Raw genomic sequence first — 21,386 nt, 5'->3', positions numbered from 1 at the left:
CTAATAGTATGTAATCATTTTTTAGGGGGAAGAAAATTTGAGTACAATTACGAAGCATTATCGTCGTAATCGCAGATGGTTTTCATTAGCAATGATTTTTGCATTGTTAGTGAGCATTTTACCGATGCAACCGAACACTGCAAATGCAGAAGTAGCGGATCATGTTGTCATTAGTGAAGTTTATGGTGGTGGAGGGAACTCTGGTGCTACTCTAAAGAATGACTTCATTGAACTTTATAACCCTACTAATCAAGCAATTGAATTAACTGGATGGTCAGTTCAATATGCTTCAAAAGCTGGAACATTTAAATTAGAATCATATCCAACGAAGGTGGACATTACGGGTACTATTCAACCTTATGGATATTATTTAATCCAACTTAAGGCTGGAAGTGGTGGAACCGAGAATCTCCCAACACCAGATGCAGTCGGTGAGATCGCAATGTCTGGTTCAGATGCTAAAGTAGCTCTAGTCAAAAATACAGATTTTATCAGTGGAAAAGATGATACTGATGTAATAGATTTCGTAGGCTATGGAGGTGCCAATGAGTTTGAGGGAAGTGGTGCAACTGCAGCACTCTCTAGTACAAGAAGTGCAGAACGTAAAAGTGATACAGATGGAATCACTGATGGAAAAGGGAACGGTTTTGACTCAAACAATAATAGTACCGATTTTGTTCTCGGCACTCCATATCCACAAAACTCAGCTTCTCCAGCCGAGCAACCATCAACTGGAACTCCGGTCGAAGAGCCACCAGTAGACGCTTCAGTTCACCCTATGGCTGATGTTAAAGCTGGCGGGATTGATAAAGATGTGATTGTTCAGGGTATTGTTACAACAGAACCAGGAAGCCTTGGCGGTAAATCATTTTACATTCAAGATGCTACTGGTGGACTATTAGTCTATACAAGTACTGCAGTTACTGGTGTAACTAGAGGCGCGACAGTAAAAGTTACAGGTAAAACAGCAGAATATCAAGGTAAGTTTGAAGTCTTACCTACATTAGTAGAAGTAGTTAATGCAACTTCAACTGAACCACTTTCAGATGAAATCACGATCGAAGAACTAATAGAAGCGAAAGAAGGACAACTTGTAAAACTTAAAGGTGTTACCGTTAAAACACTTACTTCTGATTCTTATTCTAATGCAAACATCACGGTAACCAATGGTACTCTTGATGCTTCTGCTAAATTAGATAGTAGAACGGGTAATAAGTTTGAAGATTTAAGTATGGTAGTAAATGACACTGTTGATTTAGTTGGTGTTGTAGAAGAGAAGCAAGGAACATATCTAATCCTATTACGTAGCAAGGACGATGTTACAGTTGCTGACGCTACATCAGCTGATCCTAGTATAAAAACAATTAAAGCAGCAAGAGCAGAAGCTGCTACGACTGAAGTAACTGTACAAGGTGTAGTTACACATGCTGAAACAAACGCAATCATGTACATCCAAGATGCTACTTCTGGTATTAAAATTGATACATTTGGTAAAAGTGTAGACCTTACTTCATATGCTGTAGGCGATGAAGTAAAGATCAAAGGTAAAATGAGTGCATTTAGAGCAGAGACTCAAATTACGGTCGAAGCTGCCGAAAATATCACAAAGCTCGGAACTAAATCTCTACCAGTTCCAGCAGTTATTACTCTTGACCAACTTGACACATATGAAGGTCAATTAGTAAAAGTTCAAATGGCGAAGCTTAATGACATCACGACAGATGCAAATAGCTTTGTTATTGAAGACACAGCTAAAAATACGACAAAACTATATCATACTAAAGCAGAAAACTTCTTGAAAACCGGCTTTAATGTTGGTGAATATTACGATATTGTTGGGGTGTCTGCAAAGTACACAACACCACAGCTTAAACTTCGTGATGGTGCTGACCTTGTAAAAAAGGAAGCTCCTGCAACAGCTAAGATTCCTGTTGTATACAATGTAAAGCCTGCAAAAATGGCTTCAGTTACAGAAGTTAAGCCAGTAATCTCAGGTAAAATCGACAAAGCTGATGCTGCTATAGATTGGGCAAAGGTAAAAGTTATGGTTGATAAAGTAGATGTTTCAGCTAAAACGACTTTTGATCAAACTGCATCAACGTTTAGCTATACACCTGAAAATGATCTAGCTCTAGGTGAACACGGTATTTTCATCGAAGTAGTTGACGTGTCCGGTGCAAAATCTGAATATGTATCTTATTTCTATGTTCAGGAACAAAAAGAAGATAGTGCTTATAACTACTACTTTGGTGTTCCACATGCACACACAGGCTACTCTGATGGTAAAGGTACACCAGCAGATGCCTATAAAATGTCGTATGAAAATGGATTAGACTATACAATCGTGACAGACCACTCTAACTGGTTAGAGGGAGACGACTACATTTCAGAACGTAAAGAATTTATGGAAAAAGTAGGTTCTGAATGGGAACAAACGAAACAACAAATGAATGAATTCAATGCGGGGCATTCTGGGGACTTCCTAGCAATGCGTGGTTTTGAAATGACTTCATCAAACTGGGGACACTTGAATATTACCAATTCTAGTGACTATGTTGAAGCGAAAAAGACCGTTACTGAACTTGGCGATTTTTATGACTGGTTAACAACTGAGGAAAACGTTGTTGCAGCATTTAACCATCCTAACTGGCCAAGTGATTCATTTAACGACCTTGCTTACGTTCCAGAAGTAGACCATTTAATGGCTATGATTGAAGTAGGTAATGGAGCACCACCATACAGCTATGCTCGTGCAGAAGAACATTTCTTCCGTGCAATGGATAACGGCTGGCACGTTGGTGCAATAAATGGACAAGATAATCATTCAGCAAACTGGGGAGTTCCAGATAACTTAACAGCTGTTATTGCTGAAGATTTAACAAATGATTCGATGCTAGAAGCAATGAAACAACGTCGCATTTATTCAACTGAAGCTCGTGATACAAAGCTTCGTGTTAAAGCGAATGGATCATGGATGGGTAGTACATTAGATGTACAAGATGGAACTGATCTTAACTTTGATATTTGGGTACAAGATGCAGATAATCCAATTGACGAGATTCAAATTTTTACAAACGGTGGTAACCTTGTTGACTCTATTAAGGTAGGGGAGAAGACAGAATACACATGGAATCCAACGATTAAGGATGGAAACGGCGCAAACTGGTACGTTGTAAAGGTCATTCACACGGAAAACCTATGGACAACTGCAAGTGCTATTTTCACAGCAGGTGGAGAAAGTGATGTTAAATTAACACTTCTTACTATTAATCCAGATCCAAGTGTTCCTGGATCTGAAACAACTCTTACAGCAACAGTTAGTAATATGGGAGTACGTTCTGTTGAAAACTTAGAAGTGAAATTCTACCGTGGATCTGTAAGTGCTGAAAATCAAGTAGGTACAGGCACAATTGGTTATGTTGGTCCTGGTAAGCGTGGAACCGCAACGGCTACATGGACACCAACAACTTCAGGTCAAGATAAGATTATTGCTGTTCTAACAGAAATCGAAAATGTTACAACAGTTACAGAAATATCGAAGTCTATTAAAGTTGTTGCTTCAAACGGCAAAAAAGTAGTAGTTGATGGAGCTCACAGCAATGCTGATGTTCCAGGTTCAATGAACAACTATATGGAGTTATTACGTCGTTATGGGTACCAAGCGAAATTTAACAACTCACCAATTACTGCTGAAGTATTAGCAGGAAATGATGTATATGTTGTTAACGCCCCAGACAAAGCATTTACGGAAGAAGAACTAACGGCTATTAATGATTGGGTAAAAGCTGGAGGGTCATTGATGCTAGCATCAAAATCCAACTTTAACTTTAATAATAAGAAGCTTAATCCAGTATTAGATAAGATTGGTTCAGGAATTCGTATCAATAGTGATAACGTTTATGAACCTAATACATCTAAGAATTTTAGTGGTGGTATGAAGTGGTCGGTTTATGCTCATACAGCACCAGCTACTACAAGTGGATTAAATAAAAATCTTGATGCTATTCGCTATTTTAGTGGATCATCACTAGTAGACGAGAATCTTAAAGCATTAACAAATGATTCTACATCTGGACTAGAAATACTAGTTGCTGGTAATTCAACATCATATAACTATAATGTTGAAACTGGTTTTCACACGTACAATCCTGCTATTGGTGGGGAAGCAGATACGAACCAAACATCAGGACCTGATGGAGCTACTATTCCTTTAATTGCCAAGGAGTATATTGGTGAAGGAAGAATTATCGTAGCAGGTCGTCATTTCTACTCTGACTTTGAAATTGTAAATGATGTAAGTAATACTTCTTTTACACTTCAAACAATGGATTGGTTAGCAGAAACAGACAGAATCAAGAACGTTTCAGAAGTTAGAGAAACTGCTCAAGATGGGGATATTGTAACAGTTAAGGGTATTGTTACAGCTCCAACTGGAAAGTTTTTTGATACAGTCTATATTCAAGATGAAACGGGCGGTATTTCATTATTCGGTTCACAAGGAAAAGATCTTCCTATCGGGACTGAAGTGATCGCAACTGGTGGAATCACGACATTCGAAGGTGAATTGGAACTCGAGTATGAAAACTTCGATATGGAGATTTTATACATTGGTGCTGGAGATGTAGTAGAACCAAAAACGGTAACAGCAAAGAATGTTACAGACGGTACTTACAATGGTCAGCTTGTTAAATTGTCAGGTACAATCAAGGAAATAAATGATGCAGAGAGCTTTATGATCGTAAATGATGGTCAAAATGATGCTCGTATCCATACAGATGGATATTTACCACTTGGTTTAGAGCGTTTTAAAGTAGGGGATTACATCTCGGTACAAGGTATCGGATCAGCTGGAGCCTCAGGTAACCGCATCCGTGTAAGGTTCGATAGCGATATGGAAATGGCGGAGAAACCTAACACGAAAATCACGATTCTCCATACGAACGACTCACATTCACGTGTGAAAGAAAGTGCAGATTCTATCGGTTTTGCTAAGATATCAACAATAGTGAAACAATATGAAGCTGAAAATAAAAACACAATACTTCTTGATGCGGGAGATACTTTCCACGGTCAAACCTTTGCAACAATAAACAAAGGGAAGAGTATTGTAGATGTATTAAATGCTGTAGGCTACGATGGTATGGCAGCAGGTAACCATGATTTTAACTACGGGTATGAAAGATTACTTGAGTTAAAAGGAATGTCAGACTTCCCTGTATTAAGTGCAAACATCATAGTTGAAAGTACAGGAGAATTATTACTACCTCCATACATGATTAAGGAAGTGGACGGACTTAAAATAGGTATTTTTGGATTATCAACTCCAGAAACACACTATAAGACGCATCCTAAAAATGTAGAAGGATTGATATTTACAGATCCTGTTGTAGCTGCTCAAAAAATGGTAACTGAGTTAGAAGGCCAAGGAGTAGATATGGTTATTGCTCTATCTCACTTAGGAACGGATGCTTCTAGTACAGATACAAGTATTAAAGTAGCACAAGGAGCACCAGGTATTGACCTAATCGTTGATGGACACAGCCATACGGTTGATAACATTAATGAAAGTGGAACTCTTATCGTAAGTGCAGGCGAATACACTGAAAATCTTGGTGTTGTTGAGCTTGAATTTGATGGCAAAGAGTTAGTAAGCAAAACAAGAAAATTAATTACTAAAGCAGACACTGCGAATATCGTACCAGATCCAACAGTTAAAGCTGTTATTGATGCAGTTGAACTAGAGCAAAAGGAAATCCTAAATCAAGTAGTTGGAACAACAGCTGTTTTACTTGACGGAGCCCGTACATCAGTACGTGTGAAAGAAACGAATTTAGGTAACCTTATTGCAGATTCAATGAAAGATATTACAAGCGCTGATGTAGCCATCACAAACGGTGGAGGCATTCGTGATAGTATCCAAATTGGAGATATTACAAAAGGTGAAGTAGTTACGGTATTACCTTTTGGTAACTATATTGTTACAAAGGATGTAGTAGGTTCTGATATTAAAGCCGCACTTGAGCATGGTGTGGGGAGCTATCCGACAGCACTTGGTGCATTCCCACATGTTGCAGGAATGACATTCTCTTTTGATGAAACTAAAGCAAAAGGTAGTCGCGTACACTCACTAAAAATTAATGGTTCACCAATCGATCTAACTAAAACGTACACCCTTGCAACCAATGACTTTATGGCTGTTGGCGGAGACGAGTACACAATGTTTAAACCTTACCCAATCAAAAATGAATTCCCAGCATTGGACGAGGCAGTAATAACTTATATTCAAAAGTTAGGTACTGTCACAACAACTGTTGATGGAAGAATTAAAGTGGAACCAACACCAACAAGTGGTGGAGATAACGGAAACACAGGTAACAACGGAAATAACGGAAACACAGGTAACACAGGTAACACAGGTAACACAGGTAACACAGGAAACACAGGAAACACAGGAAACACAGGAAACACAGGAAACACAGGAAACAACGGTGGTAGCAAGCCAAGAACTGAGGTTAAGGTGACAACTGGATCCGGAACTAAAGATTCCATAGTTCTGACAGTAGACAACAAGAAGGACGTTCCAACAAATGGTATATTTGTCATAAATGCTGAGCAATCAGAAGATAAGCTTGAGTTCGTTACAACTTTTGTAGCTGAAATGATTAATGAACTACTTGCTAAGAAGTCAGATCTTGTAATAGACAAAGGTGATGCTGAGTTTAACGTACCAACGTCGCTTATTTCGTTAATTAGCACGATTGCAAATGGTCAAAATGTTACTTTCACAATGGCGAAGGTACAAGAGAAGAAGCTTACGGACAAAGCGTTCAGTGAAATTTATGATTTCACCATTATGGCTGGTTCAAAAGAAGTGACTACTTTCAACGGTGAAAAGGTTACACTTTCATTTAAGGTGGATACTGCTAAATTGGGTAATGTAGATACTAAGAAACTTAAAGTCTTCTATATTAATGACAAGAATGAAATCGTAGAAGCACTAAATGACAGTGTGTTTGACCCTACAACTGGTATGATCACGGCAACTACAACACACTTTAGTAAATATGGTGTATTCGTAGATAATAGCACTACAAACACTACATCTGGTAATGCATTACCAAATACTGCTACTAATAATCATAATCTGTTAATAATGGGAATCTTCCTATTAGTTATTGGAACAGGAGTATTCTTCTACCAAAGAAGAAGAAAAGTAACTGCATAATCTAATTGAAAAACTACCTGATTAATTTCAGGTAGTTTTTTGCAGAGATGCGTGTTAGTATGAAGGTGATTCTTTTTATATCCATGAAAGAAAGAGGTCAATTTAATATGAAGATTAGCTCATTTCTTCCTCTCATTCTTTTAATAGCTGGTGTGATGATCACAATCTATAGTTTGTGGAATATTATCGACTCAAAGAGACAAGCAGCTACAACATTAACCGAAGCCAAGGAACTTGTAGAAAATCGTTCCCCTATAGATAAGGATTTGCCTCTTAAAACTGTAGCTCCTCAAATTGGAGACACAGTTGGATTATTAAAACTTCCGGCCATTCAATCGGAGTTAGCAATTATAGAAGGGACAGATCCCGATGATTTAGTAAAGGGAGTCGGGCATTTTGCTGGATCATTTTATCCAGGCCAAAGTGGTCAAATTGTTTTATCAGGACACCGGGACACCGTTTTTACTAGACTGGGAGAACTAAAGCTTGGTGAAGATATAAATATTCAAATGCCGTATGGAGATTTCACCTATGAAATAATAGAAACAAAGATAGTTAAAGCTGATGATCTAAGTATAATAACCCTACAAAACAAGCAAGAGGAATTAATTCTAACAACATGTTATCCGTTTGGTTTTATAGGGAACGCACCTGAGCGATATATTATATATGCAAAATTAAAGAACTAGAATCAGGATTGGTTCCTAACTACAAGGTTGAATTGTAACATTCTAATGAAAAACAAAAGGGGTCCACTTTCAAAAGTGGACTCCTTTTTACATTCAACACTTTAACACATCACCGTACTGGGGGCCTGGCCCCCACTGCTTTACAGTGGTAAAGGTTAGTTATTTTGAACTATCTTTTTACTTGGATTATTCCTAGGCTACCAATCGAAAAAGTTATGATGCTTCCAAGTACTTCTTAGGTGATCAATACGACTCTGTTATGAACTACCGTTTTGAGCGTGCCGTCATGAACTACATGAAAAACGGAAAAGCAGAGGATTTACAGCAAGCCTTTAACGCGATTCAAGAGGATTATCCAAAAGAGGCGTTTTATGCCTTAATGAACCTCATGGGCTCACATTATACACCACGTGCCCTATTCCTTCTAGGTGGAGGCACAGATAGTTTTGAACGAGCTAAATTAGATCCTACCTATAACGAGGAGCTTGGAAAAACTCGTCTCAAGCTAGCATCTATCATGCAGATGGGGTATCCTGGTGCACCGACCATTTATTATGGAGATGAAGCGGGAGTAACCGGTTCTAAGGACCCGGATGATCGTCGAACGTACCCTTGGGGGAATGAAGATCAAGACTTACTAAATCACTATAAAAAAATTGGAGCAGTACGTGTTGCTGACCAAGAGCTCTTTTCACATGGGGATGTAAACCATGTTTATGCAAGCGGTGATGTATTTGCTTTTACACGTACAAACAATGAAAAAGCGGCCCTCATCATTACAAACAGAGGGACGGCTGAGAAAACCGTTACAATCAATGTAAAAGATATCATTCAAAATGGAGTGACACTAACAGATCAACTAGCTTCTTCCTACAACGTGACAACTACAAATAATGAGGTAAGTATGACGGTACCAGGACAATCGGGACGTATGCTAGTGAACCCGACTGCTTTACCTAGTGCTCTTACTTCTGTCACGGACTTAGAGGTAGAGGAAGGTTCAAAGTCTGTAACACTTAGCTGGTCAGGAGATGCCGAAAACTATAAGGTGAACCAAACCAACATAAAAGGTGCTCTATATAAAGAAGTAAAAGTAACGAGTGAAAACTCTCTGACAATCGATAACTTAACAAACGGTAGAACGTATTATTTTGCCATTGCTTCAGTTGATAAAAATGGAAATGAATCAAAGCTCTCAGAGACAAATGCTGCTATTCCACACTATGATCTAGCATCAGCAAGCATAAGTAATGTCTCGGAATTACAAGACAACATTCTTGATTTGTCAGCAAACTATAGCATGACCGCAGTCATTACCATTGAGGGTGCAACCGATACTGAGCTTGCAGAAGGTGTAAAGGCGAAGCTTCTCGTTAAAAAGGACACAGATGCAACCTGGAAGGAATCTGATGCTACCTATTTAACACAAGACGGAGCAGCAAATCTTTTCCAAGCAGCATTTAAACCCCTAGAAACAAGAAACAGGAACTTACAGCTATAAAATGGCATTCACAACCGATGGGCGTGAGTGGAAAGAAACCAATACCGAAACCGTCAATCTTACTCAAAATCAAGAGGACACAGGAGCACCAGCTGAATCTGTTAAGCTTGAAACGCCTGAGCAAGAGTCAGGTCAAGTAAATTTAACATGGTCAGTCAATGCACCAGTAGAGAATGACGCATATTTACTAACCATTGAACGTGATGGTCAACTGGTTACGATTTTAGAGGACCCTACTGTTACCACCTACCGTGACTTCGAGGTGGAAAACGGAAAAACATATGAATACCAAATTAAAATGTATGACAAATTTGGTAACCATGTTGATTCAAATGCTGTAAGTGTAACTCCGGACATTGTTATGGTTGAAGTTACGTTTAAAGTAAAAGCACCAGATAATACACCACTTAACGCAGCCCTTACGATTCCAAATAGCTCCAATGGCTGGAATACTGGAGCTTGGGAAATGAGCCGAAACGGTGCGGTAACCCCTGATTGGGAGTACAAGGTGGAGGTTCAAGAAGGAACTGAAATTACCTATAAGTATGTAAAGAATGGCTCATGGGACCAAGAAGGACTTACAGATCACACGCCAAATGACCGTAATGATGATGACATCAGCTATTACGGATTCGGGGCATTCGGAACAGACATGAAGATTGTTGTCCAAAACCAAGGTAACAACAAGATGGTCGTTCAAGATTATATCCTCCGTTGGATAGATCAGCCACTTGTTCTAACGGGGCCAACAAATGGAAGTGAAACAAGTGAAGACAGTATGACCGTGACTGGTAATGCCATTAAAGAAGGAAAGCTCACAATAAATGATGAGCAAGTAGTCATTAGGGATGATATGACCTTTAGTCATGAAGTGAAACTTACCTTTGGTGAAAATAATATAAATCTACACATCGAACCATCTGAAGAGAACAAACAAGATATCTTTAAGGGCGATGGTGGAGCTATCGGCAAGAACACAAAGGACTACACGCTCTCTGTATTCTCAACCTACATCAAAGACCCTGGAGAAATGGTCCAAACAAAAGATCAGGTCAAGACAACAAAAGTAAAAGAAGGTAATAAAACAAGAGTAATCGTTACACCAATTTTAGAGAATCTTGAAACGCTGCTTAAGGAAAATAAAAAATTCCATAGACTAACTATCTACATTGATTCCGAAGATAAGCTAGCGGAAGCAGTATTCTCAGATCTACTGATTCAAGAAGTGTTCAAACGAAACAAAAAAGCGACTATACAAGTTGTCACAAAATATGCTTCTTACATCGTTCGATTAGAAAGCCTACATCAAGGTAGTCTAGCGAAGGAAGTTCGTGGCAAAGTCGAAGAAATTGCGATCCAATCCAGCTGTTCTTCAAATAGTTGGATATGAAAAGCTCGACCAAAAAACACATACAGTTGTTTCTTTACCCGATAAAAGACCGGTTCCGGCTGTTTATAATTTGAAAAGTGCAATCTTTGAAACACCCCAACCAGGTCGTTTTATTGTTATTAAAAAATAAATGTTAAAAAAGTAGGCTGTGGTACACAATAAAGAGTTCAGTTTTCAGATGCTTTTGTTCCAAATGAAAATGGGAATGCTATCATGTTTGACCTAACGAATTTCATACTTTTATAAAAAATTCGTCATATTTTGACGAGTTTTTTAATGTTTTATAATCGCTCTAGGAAAATGATTCAATGGCCTATTTTATTAATAAGAAAGCCTCAAAATTCATATTAGGAGGATCTGTGGCTAACTTAGGTTACTGTCCTCGCCGTTTTCCGAGGTTGCCGGTAATCAAATAATAACAAAAAGACGTGTATCAATTCGAGGCCACTAAAAAAATAGTTTCTATCGAAAAATGAGCTATTTTAGGGAGTATATGTTGATTGGAACGGAATTTGCTAGGGCACCTGCGGGATGCGTGGGACAGGTTAGACTCACGCAAGGCGTTTACGCCGAGGAGGCTCACCGCCCACCACGGGGAATGGTGCATCCTCTCGTTACAATCAACAGGTATTTTATCACATTTTTTTAAAAAAAGGACTTTTTCAGCAGTCTCATCGATTCACACGTCTCCAAAACTGTAGTTTTATTATTGATCTCCTTAAAACCGAACTCTTTGTGATACACGACAGCCTGCTTTATCTCTATTTGTGGAAGGGAATATTCAGGTATTCAATTAATCAAACCATTCACCTAAAAAAGTAGTGGACAACGCCTTTTTTACCAATTCATCTAGGTAAAGGTTACGTTCTTCTTCGGATAAATGTAATAGATCCTCATCATTAACAGAAAACGATACAAACTTTGTTTTAATCTGCATTTTGATTTCCCTCCCTAGCTACTCTTTACACCATTAGACTGCTTTTTCTACAAAAAAGTTACAAGTCGTTAGAAGAATAGAGCCATAGCCTAAAAGAGTGTTAGGTACTTACTGGATCTAACCAAGTTTAACCGAATCAAAGAAGACAATCCATGTAACAAAGGCCCCTACTAAAATAACAAGCCATGAAAGAGCAACCCATCTTGGCCATGTCTTGGGCTCTGTAACTGAATAGAAAAAAAGAACAGATACGAATAACCAGGTCAGAAAAACAACAATTCCAAGAAGAAAAAGACCAGTTCCTAAGAATGAAAATGGAGCTGTAAAACTATGTAATAGTAAATAAGCGGGTACTGATAGGGCGAATGGTGTGAAGATTAAAAAAATAATAGAATGAATGAGAAAAGTTGAAAAAAAGTGTTTGATTTCTTCGTTAATTTCAATATTTGGTATGGAAATAACTCTCTCTTTTAGTGGTCTTATAATATCTATGATGACCCCTCCTTTATTTCTATTTTTAAATAATAACAAGAGAGTTCGGAGGAATTTGTTGAACAGTGTCGACAATGGAAATATTTTACCAAAGTTTCCTAATTTTATTGATACACGACTTTCGTACTATAAATGAAAGTTTGTTAGTGAGTAATTTCTGGCTTTTTTCGAATATATGAATAAATAAATAATTTTTGCTTTAACACTCTAAAGCGACGGGGGCCAGGCCCCCACTGCTTTAGAGCGATAAAGAGTCGTGTTTTTCCGCTAGCCATTGTATAATTGTGTTGGTTGGTTCTGTGTTAGGAACATTACTTGAAAATAGAAAGTAAACATAAAGTATTGGAGTAGGAGCAAGCGATGGGTTATAAGGCGTATGTACTTGTAATTATACTGGTATTTTTAGTTGGTTGTTCTGCAAAAGGTACAAATGATTTAAATGGTCTGACCGGACGGAATGGGGAGAAGAAAGTTATTACTTACTTCCTTTCAGCAGAAAATTCCTTGTTGCCTTTAGAAAATTCGAAGCCACGAATCGGGATCATTTCCCATGTTGTCCTTCACTTTATAAGCAACGTTAAACATAATCCTGCTGAACCGTATAATCTTGAAGATATAAAAACCATTTTCATTGAAAACGGTTTTTCAGCGCATTATTTGATTGGCAGAGAAGGGCAAGTATACCGTCTCGTCCCAGAAGAACGAATAGCTTTCCATGCCGGTCCAGGATTTTTATCAGAGTTTTCGGCATACGAAAACAGATTAAATGATTATTCAATTGGTATTGAGCTTATGGCCATTGGAACACGAGATGAAATGCTACCGATTTTACGAAGTCAAACGTATGAATTAGTTGATCCATCTTTAATAGGATATACAGACGCTCAGTATGAATCACTTAACACACTCTTAAACGATTTACATAAAAGAAATCCCGATATACGCAGGAGTAGAAAACACGTGGTCGGACACGATGAATATGCACCCGTGAGAAAAACAGATCCCGGATCTTTATTTGACTGGTCGAGAATCGGGTACTAAGTGGTTTTATTTTGTACGTATTTCTAAAACACTTTTGATTTACACTTATTTACTCGGTAGGTTAAATAGTCCTACTACATCAATTTGATTAGTTCAGTTGTTCAGTCCATTTTTTTGCATCAAAAATAAGCCTGTTTCGTCATATGCGATGATCAGGCTTATTTCGAATTACTTTTAGTAAATTCAGATAACAATAGAAACATAGACAGGTATCCTTTATGATAAAAGAAGTAATTTAAAAATAGAGGGAGTGAAGTAAAGATGAACATGGACTACCTTCATCATCCATATCCATCTCAAAGAATGACGACTTTTGCCAGAAATGGAATGGTCGCAACGTCACAGCCACTGGCTGCTCAAGCGGGTTTAGATATTCTGAAAAAGGGTGGAAATGCCATTGATGCCGCTATAGCAACAGCTGCATGCTTAACAGTTGTGGAACCAACGTCAAATGGTATTGGGGGCGATGCATTTGCCCTTGTTTGGACAAAAGGGGAGCTGCATGGATTAAATGCAAGTGGTCCTGCACCAAGAAGTATTTCAATTGATGCTGTAAAGGCTATGGGACATAAGACTATGCCGAAATTCGGCCTAGTTCCTGTAACCGTTCCTGGGGCACCATCTGCTTGGGCAGAGCTTTCTAGAAGATTTGGAAAACTGTCGTTAACTGAAGTGCTAAAGCCGGCTATTGAATACGCTGAGAACGGGTTTCCACTTTCCCCGATATTGGCGCAATATTGGAACCTAGCCTATCCTAAATACAAAAAAATGTTCAAAGGCGATGAGTTTAAGGGATGGTTCGATACATTTGCTCCTGATGGTAAGGCTCCTGGAGTTGGGGAGATATGGCGTTCTGCGGGGCATGCGAGCACGTTACGTTCTATTGCAGTAACCGGGGCAGAAAGCTTTTATCGTGGAGAACTAGCAGAGAAAATAGGTAAGTTTTCGAAGCTTCATGGTGGTTTTATTTCGGCTGAGGATCTAGCGGACTATAAACCAGAATGGGTACAGCCAATAAAAGTGAACTATCGTGGTTATGATGTGTGGGAGATTCCGCCAAATGGTCAAGGAATCGTTGCTTTAATGGCCTTGAACATTCTTAAGGGCTTTGAATTTACGGAAAATGTTTCTGTAGAGACCTATCATAAACAGATCGAAGCGATGAAACTAGCTTTTGCAGATGGTATGAAATTCGTAACGGACCCAGAAGAGATGTCGGTTACAGCTGAACAATTGTTATCTGAAGAGTTTGCAGAAGTAAGAAGAGGATTAATTGGTGATACGGCCTTAACACCAGAACCGGGAACACCTCCATCAGGTGGAACGGTATACTTAGCTACAGCGGACGCCGAAGGAAACATGGTTTCGTTCATTCAAAGTAACTATATGGGCTTTGGATCCGGAATTGTCGTGCCAGGGACTGGAATTGCTTTGCAAAACCGTGGAGCAGATTTTTCACTTGACCCGGATCATGACAATTCATTGGAGCCTGGAAAGAAGACCTATCACACCATTATTCCAGGGTTTCTAACAAAGGATAACGAAGCAGTGGGACCATTTGGTGTCATGGGAGGCTATATGCAGCCACAAGGTCATGCACAAGTAGTCATGAATACAGTGGACTTCCATCTCAATCCACAAGCAGCCCTAGATGCACCAAGATGGCAATGGCTCGAAGGAAAAAAAATCTCCGTCGAGCCAACCTTCCCAACTCATATCGCCCAAGCACTAGCGCGTAAAGGACATCAAATCGAAGTAGCACTCGACAGCGGCAGCTTCGGTCGAGGCCAAATCATCTGGCGCGACCCCAAAACTGGCGTCCTAACAGGAGGAACCGAAGCCCGAACAGACGGAGCCATTGCATCATATTAACGCATTAACGTAGTGGGGGCCTGACCCCCGTTACGTTAATGCGTTAGCGTAACGGGGGTCAGGCCCCCACCGCTTTAACGCAATAAAGGCATCCCGACAAGGGGATGCCTTTTCACTAGTTATTTACCAATATCATCGGATAAATTTGTGCCTTTTTTCGTGAATTTTAAGAAGATCATATAAACTAACCCGATGGCAATCCAGATAAAACCTAACTGTTTGGCATTTACGTCTAAGCTAATCCAAACGAAGCCGATAATCAAGAATCCAATAACAGGTAGAAGTAAGTGTTTAATGTAATCTTTACTCTTTTGTTTGATTAAGAAGTAGTAGATGACCGAGAAGTGTAAGAATAAGAAGGCAGTTAGTGCTCCAAAATTAACTAGTGATGCAAGCTCTCCGATATTGGAAGCGAAGAAAATGGTCACAATTAGTGAAATGACGGCGACTAAGATAGTACTTGCATAAGGTGTTTTGAACTTTGGATGTACCTTTGATAAAATACCAGGCAGCTTCTTATCACGAGCCATACTGTAAAGAATTCGAGAGGTGGCTGCTTGTGCGACGAGTGCATTCGCAATCCCCCATGCTAGAGCAGTAGCAATGATAGTGGTCCATTTTAACCAAGGTCCACCTGCCATTTCGGCAATTTGATAAAAAGCCACATCTGCATTTTCGAAAGAAGTATAATCAGGCCAAACTAATGCAGCTACCCATGTTTGAATGATAAATAGTACCCCAACAACTAAAAGGGAGAAAACAACGGCACGCCCAACAACTCTTCTTCCGCCTTTTGCTTCCTCTGAAAGAGTGGAGATGGCATCAAAGCCTAAGAAACTCAACACGGCAATTGAAACAGCTCCCATAACCACGCTTAAGCTAAATTGATCAGGATCGTAAAGTGGCTTAAAGTTGAACTCTGCTCCATTTACCCCACTAGAAATGGCGATAATGGCAGCCACAACAAACACAACAAGGACAATAAGCTCTAAAACAACAATAATCTTATTAAACTTTGCGGTTATTTCTATTCCGAGGATATTGATCACGGTATTAATCGCGATAAATAGGAGCAGCCAAATGATTGTCGGTACCTCTGGAACGACCCCACCTAATGCTGCAGCACTTACTAGATAAAGCAAAGATGGAATGAGGATATAATCTAGTAAAATGACCCAGCCTGCAAAAAAACCAACACTGTCATTGATCCCTCTTTGAGCATAGGAGTAGACAGAACCTGCAATGGGAAAGGCTTCAGACATTCTTGCATAGCTTAATGCAGTGAAAACCATCCCCACCATCCCAATCAGATAGGCGAGTGCAACCATTCCATTTGACCCCGCCGCTACATATCCGTAGATTCCGAATGGAGCAATGGGAACCATAAAAACAAGACCGTAAATTAACAAGTCCCATAGAGTTAAAGAACGTTTTAACTCTTGTTTATATCCGAAACTTTCAACTGAATCTGATTGATTTTGAAAAGGCTTCATCATTCAACCTCCTAGTAGTCTTGAAATAACTGAATGTTATATGCTTCAAGTACCAGATTCGGTACGAAAAACCGTGCAGTTAGAAGTGGGTCAACCATTTGAGAGATTTGAGACTGTCCGACTGCACTCAAGATCATGGTGATATGATTTAAGCTAAGGTCAGTATACGGGAGTAATAAATCAATCATTTCTTCAACAGCTTGCTTAGCAGCATCATCTAATGTTTCCGCTGAAACAAGGGATGCAATTCCTTCCCGATTTTGTACAAAGGGAATTCGAATGGAATACCCTTTTATAACATCCAACGTTACGGTCACTTTTCCAGCAATTTCAATCCCAGAAACACCTATTTCTCCGTCTCCCATAGCCGCATGTAAATCACCTAATCCAAACAAAGCGCCATCTTGGAATATAGGGAGATACAAAGTGGACCCTGTAGTAATAAGCGTAGTATCCATGTTCCCACCATGTGCACCTGGTGTTCCACAGGATACAGGTTCATTTTCGGGCGCAACTCCAATCACTCCAATCATAGGGGTGAGCGGTATTTTGACCCTCTCATTAAATAAGGCAAAACCATTCTCAATCGGCATAACCTTAGCTTCAAATTGATCAATTCTATGCCCAAGCACGCCAAGATTAGGTCCGACAGCCATGACACCTTGATTTCCAAGCTCAATATTGTCGATTGTAACCTTCAATATATCTCCTCGTACGGCACCCTCTACAAAAATGGGACCAGTAGCTGGGTTAATCTGATCCCAATCAATAGCTTGAATTCTTGTTGAGTTTGTTTGAATTTGATCTTGAAAACAATCATACGTATTGATTACCACGCTGGATCCTGGAAGAACACGAAGCACAGGATTGTGTTCCTTGCTGAATGCATAAATAAAATGCTCTTTTGAAAGTGTTTGCGTCACGTAGCTCACCTCTTATTTCTGAATATTTAGTTAAAATTAAAGCTTGCTTTAATCTTATGCCAAGCTAATAAAAGATAGAATCCAACGTGATTCAGTAAAACATTTAAATTTTGTAGGAATGCTAAGAGAATTATGCCATGTTTAAAAATACTGATAGAATAGAAAGATAATAAAGGTTAGAAAGGAAATACTCATGAAACCAACTATATATATTACTAGAAAAATCCCTGAAAAAGCTTTGCAACTTTTAAAGCGGCATTGTGTTGTGACTATGTGGGAGGAAGAGGAAGTTCCCGTTCCTAGAAAGATCCTCATGGAAAAAATAAGAACCGCTGACGGATTATACTGCATGCTAACTGATACAATTGACCGCGAGCTACTGGAGGTTGCACCTCATTTAAAAGTCATAGGTAACCTTGCTGTTGGTTTTAATAACATTGATATCGAAGCAGCAAACGAGTTGGGCATTATGGTAACCAATACACCTGGAGTGCTAACGGAAGCAACAGCAGATTTAACCTTCGCTTTACTGATGGCAACAGCTAGAAGAATTCCCGAAGCATCTGAGTTTGTTCGAACAGGAGAATGGAAATCCTGGGCACCCATGCTTCTTACCGGCCAAGATGTATTTGGAGCCACAATTGGAATTATTGGAATGGGTCGTATTGGAACTGCTGTGGCAAGGAGAGCAAAGGGCTTTACTATGAAAATCCTTTATCATAATCGCTCAAGGAATATCGAGACAGAAAACGAGCTCGGGGCGACATACGTAGAGTTAGAAGACCTGCTTACACAATCGGATTTCGTTGTGATCCTAGCTCCCTACACAGAAGAAACCAAGAACTTGATTGCCAAAAGGGAACTGTCGCTCATGAAAAATACTGCAATCCTAATCAACGTGGCAAGAGGTGGCATGGTTAATGAAGCGGACCTTTATGATGCATTAAAATCAAAAAAAATCTGGGCAGCAGGTCTAGATGTCTTTGAGGAAGAGCCCGTCACTCTGGACCATCCATTACTATCCTTGCCCAATCTAGTCGTCCTTCCACACATTGGCTCAGCTAGCATCAACACCCGAATCACCATGTCCGAAGTAGCTGCGACGAACCTACTGCAAGCACTAAGCGGTGAGATCCCTGACAACCTAGTAAACAAAGAAACCCTTATAAACTAAGAGTGATCACTTCAACGCTCTACTGCAACGGGGGCCTGTCCCCCATCGCTTTAAAGCGATGGGGGACAGGCCCCCAATCCTTTAAAGTGGTAAAGCAGCCGCTTCAGGCTTTATGTTTGAAAGAGGTTTGTGGTAAATTTAGTTCAACAAGAGGAGTAGAGGGGTAGAGAGAGATGGCGATTTTAGTAACGGGGGCTGCGGGGTTTGTTGGGTTCCATTTAGCTAGACGGCTTTTACAAGAAGGCAATGAAGTGGTTGGATTGGATAATGTGAATCCTTACTATGATGTGCAGCTGAAGAGAGATCGCTTACATATTTTAGCGGAATTCCCGAGTTTCTCCTTTCATGAGCTTGATATAATAAATCCACAAGAACTTGACCGGCTATTCCACGAAAATCAGATCAAAACGGTCTATCACCTTGCTGCACAAGCGGGTGTCCGTTATAGCCTAGAGAATCCTAGAACATATATTGACTCGAATATTGTTGGGTTCACAAATGTATTAGAAGCGTGTAGAAATAACAATATTGAGCACTTACTTTATGCTTCATCAAGCTCAGTTTATGGTGCAAACAGGAAGATTCCTTTTTCAACCACAGACCCAGTCAATCACCCTGTCAGTCTGTATGCAGCAACGAAAAAAGCGAACGAGTTATTGGCACACACTTATAGCCATCTTTATCAGCTTCCGACGACAGGCATGCGACTTTTCACCGTTTACGGTCCCTGGGGCAGACCAGACATGGCCTATTATTCCTTCACAAAAGCAATCTTGGAAGGAAAACCAATCCAGGTCTTTAACCGCGGCGAAATGAGGAGGGATTTCACATACGTGGATGATATTGTCGAAGCCATGGTGAGGCTGAAGAACCACATTCCAGAGCCTGATTCCTTTTGGGATGCTACAAACCCAACACCCGACACTAGCTACGCTCCTTATCAGCTATATAATATAGGAAATCAAGAACCCGTAAAGCTACTAACATTTATCAACCTCCTAGAAGAATTAATTGGGAAAAAAGCAATTATTACCTTTTTACCGATGCAAAACGGAGATGTAGTCGAGACATTTGCAGATGTTTCAAAGCTTAAAGAGAAGATTGATTACCAGCCTTCTACCTCTCTTGAACGAGGGCTTGACGAATTCGTTACATGGTATAAAAATTACTACCACTAAAAAAGGGACTGCGAGTCATCGCAAGTCCCTTACTTAACCTTGTTAGAAAATGTCCCTGTTTCAAAAATAAATGTTGTCATCAATTTCTCAGGTCATTTACATAACAAGCCTTGATACAAAAGGTTGACCATCCCATAAAACTTCACTGCTAGCTTTTCGCTTTACCATTTCTGGCCTCTCCAATAATGTGAAAAAATTCTCCTGTGGCAGCTCACCGAGACCGTGCTTTTCACAAAAACGGGATAAATAAGCGTTTCTTTTTCCATCTAAATGCTTGGATTCATTCGTCTCTAGGGCAGAAAATTCATAGAGTACACTGGCTCTTGGTAATCGCTTCACTCGAAATTGAATGGATACCCGAAGAAAAAAGTCCCAATCCCAATAATTGTGAACGTTTACGTCAAAATCACCAATCGTATCATGAATACTTTTTCTGTATAAGCAACCTGATGAAACAAAAGTGGAAAACTTTTTCATCGCCTCTAAATCGTGTTCATAAGCGAACAACAAGCGGTTCATGGGCATTCTCGTTCCCTTAACAACTGAAAATCCAACAATTTCCACATCCGAATAGACAAGATCATATCCATCCAAGGCGGTTAAACTTCGCTCCAAATGGTCAGGCAAAAGAAGGTCATCATCATCACAAAGTAGAATATAGTCTCCCTTCGCTTGAGCTAGACCAACATTTCTAGCATGAACCTGCTTAGAATTTTCTGCTAGATTCCTAACCGAGATTTGCAAATGTGAATACAAATCTACTACTTTCTTAACCGAGATCCCACAGTCATTAACAATCAAAATCTCAAAATTTTGGTACGTCTGCCTATGAAGAGATTCCATAAGCTCAGCTAATTTGTTTAACCGATTATAGGTTGGGATTAGTACGGATATCATTAGATCCTCCTCATAATAAAATCATGATACCCTTAGTATAAGTAGTTCCGTTCATCCTCGCCAGTAACGATAGGCTAACAAAAAAAAGCTCGCTACAACTTTCGTAGAGAACCTTACTTGGCTGTAACCTTGTTATCAGATACACGCTTTTTAAATTCCAGTAATAATCGGTTTCCGTGGAAGCCTTCACCAATAAGTTCGGTGAGAATACTTTCTGAAATATCTGCTTTCCCGACAAGAAGACCATTAAAAAGAACACTGATATTGTCTTCCATGACAGAAATGGATTGGATGGTCGTAATAAAAGTTGCAGGATCATTGTCTTTTCGAGAAATGGTTGCTTCTACTTTTACTTCTCGTTCCTCATCTTTTAACTTCGAGAAAAGGTGCTCATAGCACGTATCCATATATCCCTCTAACAACCACTGTCTATCATCATCTTCCTTATTAATCACGAGGCCGTCTACTAATACAATTTCCTGACTTTCTACCAAGTGATTCGGATGTGAAATCCTTAAGGACACGAGTTTAAATGTTTTCATAGCTCCTCCTTGTACCCTGAGTTTTCACCATT

At 39.5% G+C, this 21,386-nt stretch carries 13 protein-coding genes; 8 read left to right on the top strand and 5 right to left on the bottom strand.

Annotation, left to right across the window (positions count from 1 at the left end):
- The first annotated feature begins 37 nt into the window (after nt 1–37).
- The 4 genes from ACOI1C_RS06985 (at nt 38) to ACOI1C_RS06970 (ending at nt 10,805) form a co-directional block, all read left to right on the top strand.
- On the top strand, nt 38–7,225 hold the full coding sequence (locus tag ACOI1C_RS06985; protein WP_422509365.1) for a 5'-nucleotidase C-terminal domain-containing protein: 7,188 nt from the start codon (nt 38–40) through the stop codon (nt 7,223–7,225).
- 107 nt (nt 7,226–7,332) lie between these two features.
- Nucleotides 7,333–7,914 (top strand): class D sortase, encoded by a 582-nt coding sequence (locus ACOI1C_RS06980; protein ID WP_422509363.1) that lies wholly within the window; start codon nt 7,333–7,335, stop codon nt 7,912–7,914.
- Nucleotides 7,915–8,200: 286 nt separating this feature from the next.
- Nucleotides 8,201–9,415 carry an alpha-amylase family glycosyl hydrolase gene (locus ACOI1C_RS06975; protein ID WP_422509361.1) on the top strand — a complete coding sequence of 405 codons (1,215 nt, stop codon included), beginning with the start codon at nt 8,201–8,203 and terminating at the stop codon, nt 9,413–9,415.
- Between the two features lies 1 nt (nt 9,416).
- On the top strand, nt 9,417–10,805 hold the full coding sequence (locus ACOI1C_RS06970) for a hypothetical protein (protein ID WP_422509359.1): 1,389 nt from the start codon (nt 9,417–9,419) through the stop codon (nt 10,803–10,805).
- Between the two features lie 793 nt (nt 10,806–11,598).
- On the opposite strand, the gene ACOI1C_RS06965 is transcribed toward ACOI1C_RS06970, so the two are convergent.
- The gene (locus ACOI1C_RS06965) at nt 11,599–11,742 is read right to left on the bottom strand and encodes a hypothetical protein (protein WP_422509357.1); all 144 of its coding nucleotides are present in this window, start codon (nt 11,740–11,742) and stop codon (nt 11,599–11,601) included.
- A gap of 852 nt (nt 11,743–12,594) precedes the next feature.
- Between ACOI1C_RS06965 and ACOI1C_RS06960 the strand changes: the two genes are divergently transcribed.
- Nucleotides 12,595–13,275, top strand: a complete 681-nt coding sequence (locus ACOI1C_RS06960) for an N-acetylmuramoyl-L-alanine amidase (protein ID WP_422509355.1) — start codon at nt 12,595–12,597, stop codon at nt 13,273–13,275.
- 267 nt (nt 13,276–13,542) lie between these two features.
- Nucleotides 13,543–15,147: a gamma-glutamyltransferase family protein gene (locus ACOI1C_RS06955; protein WP_422509504.1), complete on the top strand. Its 1,605-nt coding sequence runs from the start codon at nt 13,543–13,545 to the stop codon at nt 15,145–15,147.
- A 119-nt stretch (nt 15,148–15,266) separates the two neighbouring features.
- On the opposite strand, the gene ACOI1C_RS06950 is transcribed toward ACOI1C_RS06955, so the two are convergent.
- Together ACOI1C_RS06950 and ACOI1C_RS06945 are read right to left on the bottom strand one after the other, a co-directional pair.
- Nucleotides 15,267–16,640 (bottom strand): APC family permease, encoded by a 1,374-nt coding sequence (locus ACOI1C_RS06950; protein WP_422509353.1) that lies wholly within the window; start codon nt 16,638–16,640, stop codon nt 15,267–15,269.
- An 11-nt stretch (nt 16,641–16,651) separates the two neighbouring features.
- Nucleotides 16,652–17,572: an acetamidase/formamidase family protein gene (locus ACOI1C_RS06945; protein ID WP_422509351.1), complete on the bottom strand. Its 921-nt coding sequence runs from the start codon at nt 17,570–17,572 to the stop codon at nt 16,652–16,654.
- A 184-nt stretch (nt 17,573–17,756) separates the two neighbouring features.
- Between ACOI1C_RS06945 and ACOI1C_RS06940 the strand changes: the two genes are divergently transcribed.
- On the top strand, nt 17,757–18,737 hold the full coding sequence (locus ACOI1C_RS06940; protein ID WP_422509349.1) for a 2-hydroxyacid dehydrogenase: 981 nt from the start codon (nt 17,757–17,759) through the stop codon (nt 18,735–18,737).
- 173 nt (nt 18,738–18,910) lie between these two features.
- Nucleotides 18,911–19,915 (top strand): NAD-dependent epimerase, encoded by a 1,005-nt coding sequence (locus ACOI1C_RS06935; RefSeq protein WP_422509347.1) that lies wholly within the window; start codon nt 18,911–18,913, stop codon nt 19,913–19,915.
- Nucleotides 19,916–20,011: 96 nt separating this feature from the next.
- On the opposite strand, the gene ACOI1C_RS06930 is transcribed toward ACOI1C_RS06935, so the two are convergent.
- Both ACOI1C_RS06930 and ACOI1C_RS06925 read right to left on the bottom strand, forming a co-directional pair.
- On the bottom strand, nt 20,012–20,812 hold the full coding sequence (locus ACOI1C_RS06930) for a glycosyltransferase family 2 protein (RefSeq protein ID WP_422509345.1): 801 nt from the start codon (nt 20,810–20,812) through the stop codon (nt 20,012–20,014).
- 113 nt (nt 20,813–20,925) lie between these two features.
- Nucleotides 20,926–21,354 (bottom strand): YwpF family protein, encoded by a 429-nt coding sequence (locus tag ACOI1C_RS06925; RefSeq protein ID WP_422509343.1) that lies wholly within the window; start codon nt 21,352–21,354, stop codon nt 20,926–20,928.
- Between the last annotated feature and the right edge of the window lie 32 nt (nt 21,355–21,386).

Source organism: Bacillus sp. DJP31, assembly GCF_049310945.1.
In the GTDB taxonomy this organism is placed as follows: domain Bacteria; phylum Bacillota; class Bacilli; order Bacillales; family SA4; genus Bacillus_BS.
The sequence above is the reverse complement of the archived record's forward strand: the minus strand, read 5'-3'. Positions and strand labels throughout refer to the sequence as shown.